This window comes from Zunongwangia sp. (genome assembly GCF_048269745.1).
In the GTDB taxonomy this organism is placed as follows: Bacteria; Bacteroidota; Bacteroidia; order Flavobacteriales; family Flavobacteriaceae; genus Zunongwangia.
The window spans coordinates 1-13,168 of sequence record NZ_JBLXIB010000010.1 but is presented as its reverse complement, the minus strand read 5'-3'; the positions used below and the strand labels follow the sequence as shown (position 1 = coordinate 13,168).

Here is a 13,168-nt window from a genome sequence, read left to right as displayed (position 1 = left end):
CTATGCAAAAACATAATCAGGCCAGTTGTTTATATACACTTGAACCTTTTTTGAGTGAATCGTCCCATATACCGCTAATTTTTCATCAGGGTTTAAAGTACCTATATCTACATTACCAGTACCAGTAATTCGCATACGTTCTTCAGGACTACTACCAGTTACAAATAAAATATTTCGATTTTGATTAGATCTAGACTGAATTACCAGAGTTCCCGCGGGCATTTTACCACGTGGACCATCTCCTGAATAAATATAGGCACCATCAAGATTTTCTATAAAATCTGAACGTTGATCCATTCCTAAGTTTAAATAACCACCAGAATTCTTATGAAAAAGTAAGCTCCCATTAATATCCAGCTTGTTTGTTGGATTTCTAATACCTATTCCTAATGACCCATCTGCGGTTAAAGAACGTAAATAACCAGTTTCAGGTCTATAAAACTCCAGTTTACTGTTTAAGTTGCTGTATATAAATCGGGCTTCTAAAGAATAATTTTTGCCAAATGCCAGAATTGCATTTTTATCTTCTTTGGTATTAATAATAATACCTTCACCATTATCTGCATTACCTACTACTAAATTATTTATACTGGTACCTGATATGTCTAATTCTTGTGTACCTATACTAACCTTCCCTACAATGTAATTATTAGAATTAGCATTCCAATTTTGTGCGAAGGAATAAATACTAGAATTTAAAATAAAGACTAGGGTTATAATATAATTTTGCTTCATTTTTAAAATCATGGTACATCGATTAAATTTAATGTAGAACTGTATTTTGAAGAAGTTCCTCTATTTTTTCCAGTCTTTTTTCAAGCTTTTTCAATCTCATAATTTCTTTATGTTGTTCGATTGTATAGAGGGTGAGTTCTTCAACTTTTTCAAGAAGTTTTAGATTCATCTCTTTTAAATGCAGACCTTCTTTATTCATTTCTTTTGCGGAGGGTACATTAGGCAAGTGACCATGTTTATCAATAAATTCCTGAACCTGCTGAAGCGTAAGTAATCTATAATTAGAATCAAAAACATAATCTGGAGCTACTACACCATTCAAATCGACTTTAACCTCTTGTGTGTGAATATTTCCGTTTACTGTCAATCTTGAATCTGGTTCAAGTGTCCCTATACCAACATTTCCGTTTGGCTTTAAAACTAAATTATCTCGCCACTTCCAAGTGCTATTACCATTATAATAACGGGTTTGTAAATACATCTTACCTTCGGCGTTATTATTTAAAGTATTATCTGGGCTTACCACTATTCTTCCTTGCTGCCAAGGATTAGTTCCATTCTGACTTGCAGGAACTACAAATCCTAAGACAGCACCTTCTGAAATATTTCTTGTATTTGAAGTAGCCTCTATGATCATATTCGCGTCATATCGATCTACACTACTATTTTGTACTACATTTGATTTTAAATGAAATTTTGCTTTTGGAGATAACTGACCAATACCTAAGTTTCCACTGAAAAAAGTGTTGGAAGCGTAAACCTGAAAATTATCAATGTTTTGGTTAGTGGTATTAAATTTTGTTATTCTAATATTACCTTCTGTATTCCCACCTGACTGAATATAGTTATAACCATCGGAATGGCCTGTAAAAAATTTTAAAGCGGGGTAATTAGCACTCTTTGGATCTCCAAAAATCACAGTTTTACCCGAGCCGTCAATATGTAGGTTAGCAATAGGATTAGCAGTACCAATCCCAACATTACCCGATGAAGGAAAGATGTTTTGACTTAAAGCCAACAAAGGCAGAAAAAGGAAAATTAAAAAATAAGATCTAGATAACATATTTTAGTTTTTAAAGAGGAGTATTCATCGCTACTCAATCCATCACTGGATTCTTTTATTTTTGATTAAGGCTATTATTTATAGGTTACTCCTTTTCCAGGATTTCAATACGTTTTAAAAGAGATCTTAACGATGTCCGTTGTTCACTTAATTGTTTTTTAAGTTCTCTTTCTCTAATTTCATGATGCTTCAATTGTTTATCCTGCTCAATCGTATACAAGGTTAATTCTTCGATCTTTTCTAATAATTTTAGGTTCATTTCTTTTAAATTCAAACCATTCTGCTCCAATTCTTCAGCTGCTGGAACGTTAGGGAGATGCCCATTTTTATTAATATAGGATTCTATCTCCTCAATACTCCATAAATCATATCCCTGCTTAAATACATAATCGGGAGCAATAACTCCATTCAAATCAACTTTAACCTCTTGTGCATGGATGTTACCTTTTACGGTTAATTTGGAATCGGGATTTTCTAGTCCTATGCCAACGTTTCCCAAATGATTTAGGCTTAATCCTATTTCATTTTTATTTCCATTGGCTACAATTAACCCATTACTAATATCATTTCCTACAAATGAATCCTCGATAAGCATTGTTGATATTACTGCATAATTTGCGTTCGTATTTGCTGGTTGGAGCACTTCAATAACCATTGAATTGTTAAATTCGGCATTTGCCCCTCTAAAAATTGCAGCATAGGGTTGTTTAGGAACTCCTTTAGTCAATGAGAGTTTTAATAGTCCTAATCTTAATGCTGCGTCTCTAAGGTTTTCCGTAACATTGGATTCCCAGGCATCACGAGATGTTAAAATACCTATCTTTCCTTTTCCTAGATTGTTAAGTGCCTGGGCCAGTGCATCAGACTCACTACTGCTTCCAAAAGTATCATAATTAATTGATGATATATGTTGATGTGTTTCTGCATCAAGAATGGTAAGTGCTAATCCCCTGCCTGAAAGTGAATTATAAGCAGCAGTATAATTGTTAAAAATTATATTTTCTCCTATTTTAACAATCCGATTTTTCAGATTATCCAAATTCCCTGTTCCTCGAACATATACTGCTTCTTGAGCAAAAACTACTGTTGTAAATAAAATAAAGATTATTTTTAATGGAAAAAACCTCATCATATAGCCTAATTTTTAATACTTAATTTTAAATTTTTTAGTTCCTCTTTTAAATAAGCTATTTCTTCATTTTGTTTAATGAGATATAAGGTCAACTCTTCAATTTTTTGCAACAGTTTTGCATCCATTCCGCCCAGCATTATACCTTCTTCTTTAACCTCTTTAGCACTTGGAACCCCTTGTAAATGCCCTTCCTCCTTTATAAATTGTTTTACTTCCTTAATTGTTGGTAATTTATAATCCTTCTCAAAAACATAATCGGGCCAGGAATTTAGATCAACTCGAACTTCCTTAGCATGGATAGTACCATATACATCCAGTTTGTAATTAGGGTTTGTTATCCCAATACCAATATTTCCAGCTGTATTCCTAGGGTTTAATATTATATTCCCATTATTTGGCGCTAAAACAATATCTCTATTATCATAGGTATATATCGTGAAATCATTTCCGTTTCCATAGTTACGACTTGTATTGTTCCACATAAATCCAGCCCAATACTCTTCTGGTTCTCCAAATTTAATCCATTTAAAAGGATCCCCATCATCACCTAGAGGCTTCAAATACTTTCCTTGTAAAAGAGTTTGACTAAATACTGAATGGCATAACATTGTAACAAATACTAATAATAATATTTTTTTCATTTACTCTATTCATTAAAAATTTTAGGTGTATTATGTTTATAATATTGACTAGCCCCTTTTTTTCTTTAAATATTTATTTGATGAATTATATTCAAAAAAATTATTGTTGGAATTTTGATAATTGAGCTTCCAGTTTACTAATACGCTTATCCTGATCGATAGAATACAACATAAGTTCTTCAATTTTTTGGAGTAACAAACGATTCATTTCTCCTAATTCTATTCCTTCTTTTACAACCTCTTTTTCACTTGGAATATGTTGAAGATGTCCATACTTTGCAATAAAATTTTCTACCTCTGAAAGTTTAGGTAATTGGTAATTTTTGGAAAAAACAAAATCAGCCCAAAATTCAGTATTTATTTTTACCTCCAATGCATGTATTTCACCTTTTACGGTGAATTGGGAATCTGGTTTATTTGTATTTACTCCAATATAACCGTTAGTATTATTAATCGTCATAAAAGAGTTTTGTAAAAGTTCTTCATTTGTAAATTCTAATTTTTCACCACTAACACTTCTTATAAAATACGTAGAACCATCTTCCCATATAATGCCTCCAAAATCATTATACGGACTAGCTCCACGTCTCCAAATATGATTAGTTTGATCCCACTCTAATCCATTTTGAGAAGTCAACCAGGTATCACGAATCCAACTATTTTCAGATGAAGGAACTATTGTTCCAAATAAAGATTTTCCTAATTTTGTTCCTCCACTCACTTCAAGTTTATGCCGAGGTCTTACACCTATTCCAAGACTATCTTTTTTTAATAGCATATAAGTTCCTCTATCTTCTAGTTGTGCATAACTAAAAGAAAAAGCAAACAAAAAAATTATTATTATTGATAATTTCATTCTTCCTGTATTTTTGATAAAAATACGGGAAGAATACGCATTGGAGTTAATCAGAAACCTTACTATAAGTAAGGTTTAGATCAATTAATAACTGAACTTAACTTAAACATAGGTAAATACATTGCTATTAAAATTATGCCAACAACAGCACCGATAAAAAGTGTCAAAATCGGATTTAAAATATTCGTAATCTGTTTAGATTTATAGTCTAGTTCTTTTGAATATTGGTCGTATAATTTCTCAAATATAAATTCTGTTTGATTGGTCTCTTCAGCTACTTTTAATAGAGTAATAATCCGGTTATCGAAGATGGGATACTCTCGAAAACTTTCACTCATTCTCTTTCCTTTAATAATTTTCTCGTTAATTCCTGCTATAGCTGTTTTTAATGGGTAAAATGAAATTAACGAATGACTCATCTCTAAACTTTCAGTTATAGATACCTTTGAATTAGATAAGAGTCTCATTACTTGAATAAACCTTAGTATAAATACAGCTTTAACAAAACTTCCTATCAAAGGAATTTTAATAAGAATATTAGAGAATATCCTTTGAAACCACAATTTTTTATTTAAGAAATAATAAACGAAAATTAACAAAAGTATAAGAAATCCTATTTTTCCAAAATTAGCACTAAAAAAGGTAGAAAAATTTAATATTAGTTGTGTTATAGCCGGTAATTGTACGTTATTCTGATCGAATATATCTTTAAATAAAGGGACTACATAATTCATCATAAAAAATACGACTAGCATAGCGGTAACAATCACAATTATAGGATAAGTTAATGCTGATAATAATTGTCGTTTTTGGTCATTCTTTTTTTTACAAAATTCTCCTAAATCATTTGTAACTTTTCCGATATTTCCGGTTGTTTCACCTATTTTTAACGTTTGTATTTCATAATTTGTAAACTTTCCTGTTTGCTGTAAAGCTTGATAAAAAGCTGTTCCTTTAACAACATTTGCATACACTTCAGAATAAAAATTTTCATCCTTTCTCTTTTTATTTTCTTCAAATAATAACTCTAATGAAATTCTAAGATCTATTCCTGAGGTAAGTAGTACACTCAATTCGGTAAAAAACTGTTCCTTTTTTTTAGTGCTCCATCTTCCTCGGCTAAAAGAAATTTCTTGCTGAAGCAAGGCACTAAATTTTCCTTCTTTTTGTATTCTATCGTTTGGTTTATTCTCTTTTAATGTTGCAAGTTTAATTTTCATTTAGATATGTTTTTGCATCATTAATCCTATAACAAAAAACTTTTTCTGATGTATTCTCTTGAAATACTCCTACAGCATCAAAATAACCATTAGTTATGGTATCTCCTTTAAATAAAAAATCAGCTTTCTGAATTTTAAAATTTAATGTATCCTTGTTTCGAATAACTCGGTTTTCAATAAATGTATAAGTAACTGAATCTAATCGATTTCTAAATACTAATTTACGATCAAATACTAGTAAAGATTGATCGTATTTTGAGAAATCTGCTTCTAGAGCAGCTTGAAATAACAACCGGTTTGTTTCTTTTATATACTGCTGCTCAATTTTTGATAAATTTTTTCGTACCAAATTTAAAACGGAAAATGACAAAGCGATAATAATGGAAGCAATTATGAGTACTACAACCATTTCAACTAATGTAAATGCTGCTATTTTTTTTTTAGAATGCATTAAGAAGTTCTTCTTTTTTCTCTATACCGGTATGCTTATCAAGAACAATAAGAAAAGTTTTCGTATTATCTCCCCTTACTTCAATATTCCAATTTATATAAGTTTCAGTATAGCCTTCACTTATTTTATCATAAACCACTAAATACGTTAACTCTTTTACATGATTATCTAGCTTTGCGGAAGAGTTAGTTTGGTTTCTTAAAACATTATTAATGCTAAAACTAGCGATTACAAACACTAACATTATAATTACCGAAGCCACTAAATTTTCAATTAAACTTGAGCCATTAAGTTTTGTTTGAAATATTTTTAATAAAGCCATGATGCTAGTATATAATTTCCGCTAGAAGCAAATGGCAAACCTCCTGAATAACGAGATATTTTAAAATTTGAATCAATATTAGCATCAAATAAATAATTAATATATTTTGATCCTTGATGAGTATAAATAAAGTAACTTGTATATACACTCCCTATTACACTCCCTCTTAACTCTGTATACCCCTCACAATAAATATCTCCTATAATTTTACTTCCTTTTTCAAATTGTATGTTTGCCTTTCTATCATCATTCGTATTTTCTTTCAAAAAAATTACAGGCCCATTAATAAAAGTATTATTGCCTACCTTTATATCAGGAATATTCTCCCAATTATTTATGATCTTTTTTTTTCTTGTTTTCTTTTCTAAAGCACAAATTGAAGAGGGATAAATAAGTCTAACATTTTTTCCTACACTTATTTCATTCGTTATACAATGAATATTACCTTTAAAATTATCAGCTATAACTATTTTAGGAGCAACCAATAAAACGTCCCTTAGATCCGCTTCTTTAGAAACCTCAATTTCAACATTGTCTTTTATAATTATATTTCCTATATACTGACCTTGTAGATATGTACCTTGATCGCTACTATAATATAGGGTTGGTTTATCAAAAATGTTTGTACGGCTTTTAAAAAACATATTATAATTACCGATATAATTTGATCTATTAGAGTTCAGTATTTTTTTTATATATTTTCTCCATTTTGAATCTAAAACTGGTAACTCCTGACTCCTTAATACCTGATTAACCTTTGTTAAGGTTCCTCTAAAATAATTTCCACTAATTGCTCCCAACTTCCAATATCCTTTAGGTATTTTCACTACGCCAGCAATTTGAGAACCTCCAGCTATTACTAAAGGAGAATTATGATCTTCTAAATAAATACTCGGTACTAATGAATCTTTAGCATTTAACAAAAGAGCATCTTTAGTAAGTTCTTTATTTGTTGCTTCAATTTTGGTAAACGCTCCCCAATAATCGGTATTTACTGAAACAGTACTGGAAAGTTTAGGATAAGTTAATATCGATTTATCAAGAGACTTCAAATCGTCTGAAACATTCGAAATTTTCGAGTTAAAAAGCATCTTATTCTTAACCAATAATAAAAATCCTCCCAAAAGAATTACAATAAGAACACCAATAACTAAAACGATATAAAGTGAACTACTTTTAACTTTCAATTTTAAAAGTTTTGCTAGCATTATTACACGTTATTGTTTTACAAATGATTTTTTTTTAGATTTATAAAGAAGGGTGATTTTATTCTCACTTACAAAAATCAACTTACAGTCCATATTGTTTTCTCCCTCTTGAAAAAAAAATTGTTTTCCTTCAATTTTTATTAAGGCTATTGATTTTTTCCCTTTTACATTACTCACTAATCCTTTATAAATTACGGAAGGCCATTCTAGTTTTTCCTTCTGGAACTGCTTTTTAGCTGTTTTCGTTTTATTAACTCTATAAAGAATATTTAAAAACGGATCTCTATGTATTTTTTCCAAGGAAAAAGTATCTTGCTTTTCAATATATTTTTTTTGTGTTTCAATACTTTCTGTTCTTTTTTGAGTAATATTAATTGGTGAATCATTTCCTGAGAAACCTAATACTATTTTATAAATAAGATAGCCCCAAATCAGTATTACCAAAGGCATCAAAAAATAAGTTAATTTCTTATTTTTCATCACTTTAAAGAAAATTTTCTTACTTGTGAAGTATCTGAAGCATTCCCTGCTTCATCAAATCTACGAACAAACCAGTAATAAGTGCTATCTCTCTGAAATTCATACGATATTTCCGTATTATTTATACGCTCTTTTCTAACCAATAACTTCATATTTATATCATAAAAAAGATATAAACTATCAAACTCGTTTGCACTATAAATATTAGTCGTAATTTCTGGAGACCAAGATAGATTGACTTCGGTTTCTTGATCTATTTGTGTATTGTTCTCTGGACTATCTAAAATTGGTGTAGAAGGAGAAACCATATCCAATAAAACCGCTACATCAGAATACACTGTATTTTCACTATCATTTTCAGCTCGAATTTTGATTATTGAAAGTCCTTCTTTGAAATCAGTAATCGTTGCTATTGTATCTGTCGTGGTAAATTCACTTATCGTTTCGTTGTTATTTTCAACTTTTATTCGATATAAATTTGCATCTACTACCGCATTCCATGCTATACTTACATCAGAAATAATTGTATTGCTTATTAATCTATCTTCAGTAGGTTTAATGACTTTTACTTTTCGGTTATAAAATTCCGTGATATCTACTAATTTAAATTTACGTTCGATATATGAAGAAGTATACTGAGAATTTAAAGCTGTTACTCTCCATGCATATTCACCCAACGGTAATTCCGTTTGATAAGATACCCCATCTACTTCTTCGTTTATAATATATTGTCCAGAACTAAAATCAGGTCTGGCAATCTCAATCCGATAACTAGCAGCCCCTTCTAGTTTATTCCAATAAAAAGTAATTTCCGTTCCTTCAATTCTGGAATTATCGGTTGGGGATAGAATTTCAATAGTATCGGAAGAAATATCATCTTCAAAAAAAACTTCTTCGCATGAAAACATGATAAAAACGATAAAAATCAATATGAAAAAGTTATAAAGCCGATTTACCATAATCCTTTTGTTTTATCAATTACTGTAAGATTTTTGATCTTGCGTTCACTTCCTGAACGACAATTATCTGATATATCTACTAAATCAGGCTGATTTCTATTATCTAATTCCCAACAAAATCCTTTCGTTTTTAATTTTAAAACTAGCCCTTGCTCAATAGGAATTAGTTGTTTTTTTCCATCGCTAGATAAAGCTTCTATAGCATAATATCCTTGTCTTGGATTAATCAAATAGAGTACAGAAGCATTTTTAATAATGCGAGTCTGAATGTCATTAAAATAGATATCCAAACTCGTTATCATTGCTAATTTGGGATTATTTTGTAGCGTTTTTAATACCGGTTGATTTATTTTTTTCTTTAGACTTGAAAGTAATGTAGGATAATCTGCCATCTCTATTTTTAAAAATTTCGGATAATTATGTAGAGAATCATTTATGGCAAGCTTATAATCATCTTTTAAATCAGAATTTAATCGTTTTATATTTTTTTTTGTAAGCGTAATCTCTTTCCAACTCAATTTTATTTTCTCTACATATACAGGAAAACTTCTATTTTCTTTTCCCTCCAAAATAGAACCTATAAGATAATATCCTTTCGAATAGTTTTGTTGTGGCTCAATAATATTATGATATACAGTACAAGAAAATAACAATTGTAACGTTGTTAAAAATAAAACTACCTTAACTTTCATAATATAAAATTGAAACGACAAAGTAATTGAGATATATCATCTTTACCTACATAAAAACCTTACTAATTGTAAGGTTTTTATGTAGGTAAAGATGATACTATAAAAATTCATAATTTGTTATTTAACAAATGAAACTATAACCTCATTCATTTAATGAATCTCTTTTAATCCTATTTTTGGTTGTCCACTATTAAGACCTTGTAAAACTTAATATTTACTATAAAAATTCCGATAATAATCTTAAAATTTTATAGTTTTTTGTAATTGTATTGGTTCTCTTCTAAAAGTTTTCTATCATGATCTTTCATAAACTTTAAACGATTAAATTTATCATATTCATAGTAAGTCGTATATCCTTTAGGATCTGTTATACTAGTTATTCCAATTAACGGTTCGTATGTATAAGTAATTACCATAGCCTCTGGAAGTTTTGTTCTAATTTTATTCAATTTATTGATAAGTGTTTGCATTGAATAAGAACCATTTTTAATAGCATCCAATTCAGACCTTGTTAAGGTTTCTTCAACACTTGCCAATGTTGCATTTTTTATCTTAGCTACAGGATATTGTCCTTTACAATAGCCCCAGAGATATGTTATTGTGGTGCCATCAGCCTGTTGATATTCAGTTAAATTACCTGTTTTATTATCATAGTGCTTAAAGATAATCTTATTTATTAATTCCCCCTTTCCTTTTTGTTTTTGGATTAATTCTGGAGCGAAAGTATTATTTTTCCAATTCCTATAAGTTGTTTTCTTTTTGAATAAAAGATTCTTCTCTGAAACAAATTCTTTGTAAGAATTTTGTTCTATGACAGGAGACAGAATATTTAAATGTTTCATCCTCTGATATGGTGGAAAACTATAATCATGAGGATATTTAAAAGTGGTTACAATCTTATCCCCTCTACTATTTGTTGTTGTCTTTTCCTTAACTCCTAGATTAGTAAAATTATAGGTATAATCAGTAGTTTTCTGAACATATTTAGTAGAATCGAGTTTGGCATAGGTATAACTATCCTTAGAAGTTAATAAGGTTGATTCTTGAATAGCTTTTGTGTCGAGCGCTATAAAAGAATTTATAAAATTATTTTTTACTTCATTCATTACTTCCAAAGTTTGAAGCCAAGAAAATTCATCTATACTCTCGAAGCAAAATTGTTCATAAGGGTAATCAAGAAATGTAATTGGCCTAGTCAATTTAATCCCTGTATGATAAGATTTAGTAAATAACTTAGAATAATAATACCTATACTCTAAAACAGGGTAGTAAGTGCCTTTATTTAGTTCATAAACTTTCTTAGATATCATTTTTGGTATATAATTCCCTTTATCAAAATGATAGGGATCCCGATTTCTAAGCTCTTCAAAACTTGGATCTATTGATGATGATGTATAAGAATTTTTATAAGGCGAATAAGGTTTCTCATATGTATATATAGTTTTTCCAGCATGTTCAGTAAGTGTTCCATTATACTCTATAACTTCTCTATACATTATAGGCATTCCTGGAGCTACTTCCAGTGGAAGAAATGGTTCGGAATAAATTAAATTTTTGTAATGTGCATGTTTACAACCAACACTACGAGGTATTGTCTCTCTATAATATTTTTGACTGTAAGAAAAATATTCCCTCCTAACTTTTCTAAAAACAGGGGATTTATATTCATATGTTTTAATATTAGATACGTCATTAGCATTACTATAATTAGTTATACTTTTCACTCTAAATCCTCCTAAATAACCAGCACGTTTATTATCGCTTTCAGATGGATAAAGCCAAGAAGCAAAATTTCGCTCAAAATCAAAAACAGTTTTGCCACCAGTTGGATAATTAATCACTTTCAACATACAAGCCTTGGCATATTCATTAGCTTTTCTATTACTCCCATAATGTCGATCATGACCTTCAGAAATAAAAATAGAGGGTACATTATATCCAGAATTAGATTTATTATAATATCCCCAAAAATCTTCATTATGCTTACCACCGTTAACTCTATAATCTGGTAAATAATCTTTTTCGTAAGTAAAAGAGTATATTTGAGGGTCTGAATATATCTTTTTACCTCTTTCTTCAACACTTCCTAAACGCAACCGTTTATTTTTTGAGGTAGTACCAAAATATTCATCATTATTAAACTTAAATTGCTTTATAATTTCTGATCTGGAACCAACAGATGAAATAACTATCTCAGATAAACGATTTAGTGACGAAAAATCCTGCCTATCAGATTTATAAATAAACTTAACAGTTGATTTAGAACTAGTTATAGAATCAAGAACGGGTAAATAAATATTAGGATTAAAAGGATTACTAGAAACTGTTTGCTGTGAACAATTGATATTATTTGTATATAATGATCTACTGTTAGAGGTATAAGTTACATTAGATGTTTTATAAAATTGATCAGTAGCAGAATAATGAAATTTTATTTTATCGGTACCATCAGCAGATGTCATTTCAGTTATAAACCATTCATCACTTGAGTTTGAAAGAATTCTATTAAAATTATAAAGAATTCCATTCTCATCCTTAATATTAATATTATTACCAATTGTAGATATCTTTATTGGTTTATATGGCAGCGTAATTAAATTTTGAAACTGATAATCATACCTGAATACTCCCGAATCTCCATTGGGCAATTTATAAAAGAAACGATCACTCATAGGGTCATCATATTGAAATTGTTTAGTAGTAAACCAATTTTCAAGATCTATAATATTATATAAACAGTAATCATTATCATCATTTGGATTCTCTTTAGTTGCTAGCTTTATACAATCAAGTAGATCCTTGGCATTATCAAACCTCTTATCATAACTCAATTTTTTATCTCGCTTACCCATAGTGGTTCTAGAAATTAAGCCTCCGGCATTTAAAACCCAACCTAATCCTACTTCTGAAGAAACATCTTTAACTTTTATACCGGAAGCATGATAACTTATTGTAATAGGAAAAGAAAGTTTTGTTCCCTCTATTGTATAAATAGGTATACTAATATTTGGTACGCCTGTACTATAATCCACTGGGATCTCTCCATAACGCATAAAATTCTGTGCTGTTGGAGACGGAGGTATGATTTTATTATATTGTGTTACTTGAGAATAACTAATAACTAAAGTAAATAAAGTAAATATTGAGACTAAAAAGAAGTTTGTTTTTTTCATTACGTATATAATTCCTATACTTGTTCAGTTAATTATTTGGTATTTATAATAAAGTGTGTTTTTATACTCTTAATCTAACATATCATAATAATTTACAGTTTTACAAAATCTTGATGTAATTTGAATTACAGATTTTAATCTGTTCTATAGTTTTAATTTTCCCTAGTAAAGTGTCCAAATATGTAGATATTAAAATATTTACTATACAGTTCTTCTATTTTTTACAAATTGTCTTA

Annotated in this window: 13 protein-coding genes; all 13 read right to left on the bottom strand. The window is 29.5% G+C overall.

Features of this window, described 5'->3' with window-relative positions; genetic code table 11:
• Complete coding sequence (locus ACN0WI_RS11840) at nt 1-735, bottom strand: hypothetical protein (protein WP_417887105.1); 735 nt, start codon at nt 733-735, stop codon at nt 1-3.
• 28 nt (nt 736-763) lie between these two features.
• Nucleotides 764-1,798, bottom strand: coding sequence for a hypothetical protein (locus ACN0WI_RS11835; protein ID WP_417887104.1), 1,035 nt, complete (start codon nt 1,796-1,798; stop codon nt 764-766).
• Between the two features lie 85 nt (nt 1,799-1,883).
• Nucleotides 1,884-2,930, bottom strand: a complete 1,047-nt coding sequence (locus tag ACN0WI_RS11830; protein WP_417887103.1) for an interleukin-like EMT inducer domain-containing protein — start codon at nt 2,928-2,930, stop codon at nt 1,884-1,886.
• A gap of 5 nt (nt 2,931-2,935) precedes the next feature.
• A complete protein-coding gene (locus tag ACN0WI_RS11825) occupies nt 2,936-3,490 on the bottom strand; it encodes a hypothetical protein (protein ID WP_417887102.1) in 555 nt (184 codons plus the stop codon).
• Nucleotides 3,491-3,671: 181 nt separating this feature from the next.
• Nucleotides 3,672-4,427, bottom strand: a complete 756-nt coding sequence (locus tag ACN0WI_RS11820) for a hypothetical protein (RefSeq protein WP_417887100.1) — start codon at nt 4,425-4,427, stop codon at nt 3,672-3,674.
• Nucleotides 4,428-4,507: 80 nt separating this feature from the next.
• A complete protein-coding gene (locus ACN0WI_RS11815; protein ID WP_417887099.1) occupies nt 4,508-5,647 on the bottom strand; it encodes a type II secretion system F family protein in 1,140 nt (379 codons plus the stop codon).
• A complete protein-coding gene (locus ACN0WI_RS11810) occupies nt 5,637-6,098 on the bottom strand; it encodes a prepilin-type N-terminal cleavage/methylation domain-containing protein (RefSeq protein ID WP_417887098.1) in 462 nt (153 codons plus the stop codon). The genes ACN0WI_RS11815 and ACN0WI_RS11810 overlap by 11 nt, the downstream gene beginning before the upstream one ends.
• Complete coding sequence (locus ACN0WI_RS11805; RefSeq protein ID WP_417887096.1) at nt 6,088-6,420, bottom strand: hypothetical protein; 333 nt, start codon at nt 6,418-6,420, stop codon at nt 6,088-6,090. The genes ACN0WI_RS11810 and ACN0WI_RS11805 overlap by 11 nt, the downstream gene beginning before the upstream one ends.
• Nucleotides 6,408-7,607 (bottom strand): hypothetical protein, encoded by a 1,200-nt coding sequence (locus ACN0WI_RS11800; protein ID WP_417887095.1) that lies wholly within the window; start codon nt 7,605-7,607, stop codon nt 6,408-6,410. The genes ACN0WI_RS11805 and ACN0WI_RS11800 overlap by 13 nt, the downstream gene beginning before the upstream one ends.
• A gap of 30 nt (nt 7,608-7,637) precedes the next feature.
• A complete protein-coding gene (locus ACN0WI_RS11795) occupies nt 7,638-8,108 on the bottom strand; it encodes a hypothetical protein (RefSeq protein WP_417887094.1) in 471 nt (156 codons plus the stop codon).
• Entirely contained in the window at nt 8,108-9,016 is a 909-nt protein-coding gene (locus ACN0WI_RS11790) for a hypothetical protein (protein WP_417887093.1), read from the bottom strand. The genes ACN0WI_RS11795 and ACN0WI_RS11790 overlap by 1 nt, the downstream gene beginning before the upstream one ends.
• Nucleotides 9,017-9,060: 44 nt before the next feature.
• Nucleotides 9,061-9,759: a hypothetical protein gene (locus tag ACN0WI_RS11785; protein ID WP_417887091.1), complete on the bottom strand. Its 699-nt coding sequence runs from the start codon at nt 9,757-9,759 to the stop codon at nt 9,061-9,063.
• A 248-nt stretch (nt 9,760-10,007) separates the two neighbouring features.
• Nucleotides 10,008-12,812, bottom strand: coding sequence for a hypothetical protein (locus ACN0WI_RS11780; RefSeq protein WP_417887089.1), 2,805 nt, complete (start codon nt 12,810-12,812; stop codon nt 10,008-10,010).
• Nucleotides 12,813-13,168: the final 356 nt, after the last annotated feature.

Coding starts and splice junctions, on each gene's coding strand:
- ACN0WI_RS11840 (WP_417887105.1), bottom strand. CDS start 735: ATGAAGCAAAATTATATTATAACCCTAGTCTTTATTTTAAATTCTAGT.
- ACN0WI_RS11835 (WP_417887104.1), bottom strand. CDS start 1,798: ATGTTATCTAGATCTTATTTTTTAATTTTCCTTTTTCTGCCTTTGTTG.
- ACN0WI_RS11830 (WP_417887103.1), bottom strand. CDS start 2,930: ATGATGAGGTTTTTTCCATTAAAAATAATCTTTATTTTATTTACAACA.
- ACN0WI_RS11820 (WP_417887100.1), bottom strand. CDS start 4,427: ATGAAATTATCAATAATAATAATTTTTTTGTTTGCTTTTTCTTTTAGT.
- ACN0WI_RS11815 (WP_417887099.1), bottom strand. CDS start 5,647: ATGAAAATTAAACTTGCAACATTAAAAGAGAATAAACCAAACGATAGA.
- ACN0WI_RS11810 (WP_417887098.1), bottom strand. CDS start 6,098: ATGCATTCTAAAAAAAAAATAGCAGCATTTACATTAGTTGAAATGGTT.
- ACN0WI_RS11805 (WP_417887096.1), bottom strand. CDS start 6,420: ATGGCTTTATTAAAAATATTTCAAACAAAACTTAATGGCTCAAGTTTA.
- ACN0WI_RS11795 (WP_417887094.1), bottom strand. CDS start 8,108: ATGAAAAATAAGAAATTAACTTATTTTTTGATGCCTTTGGTAATACTG.
- ACN0WI_RS11790 (WP_417887093.1), bottom strand. CDS start 9,016: ATGTTTTCATGCGAAGAAGTTTTTTTTGAAGATGATATTTCTTCCGAT.
- ACN0WI_RS11785 (WP_417887091.1), bottom strand. CDS start 9,759: ATGAAAGTTAAGGTAGTTTTATTTTTAACAACGTTACAATTGTTATTT.
- ACN0WI_RS11780 (WP_417887089.1), bottom strand. CDS start 12,812: ATGCGTTATGGAGAGATCCCAGTGGATTATAGTACAGGCGTACCAAAT.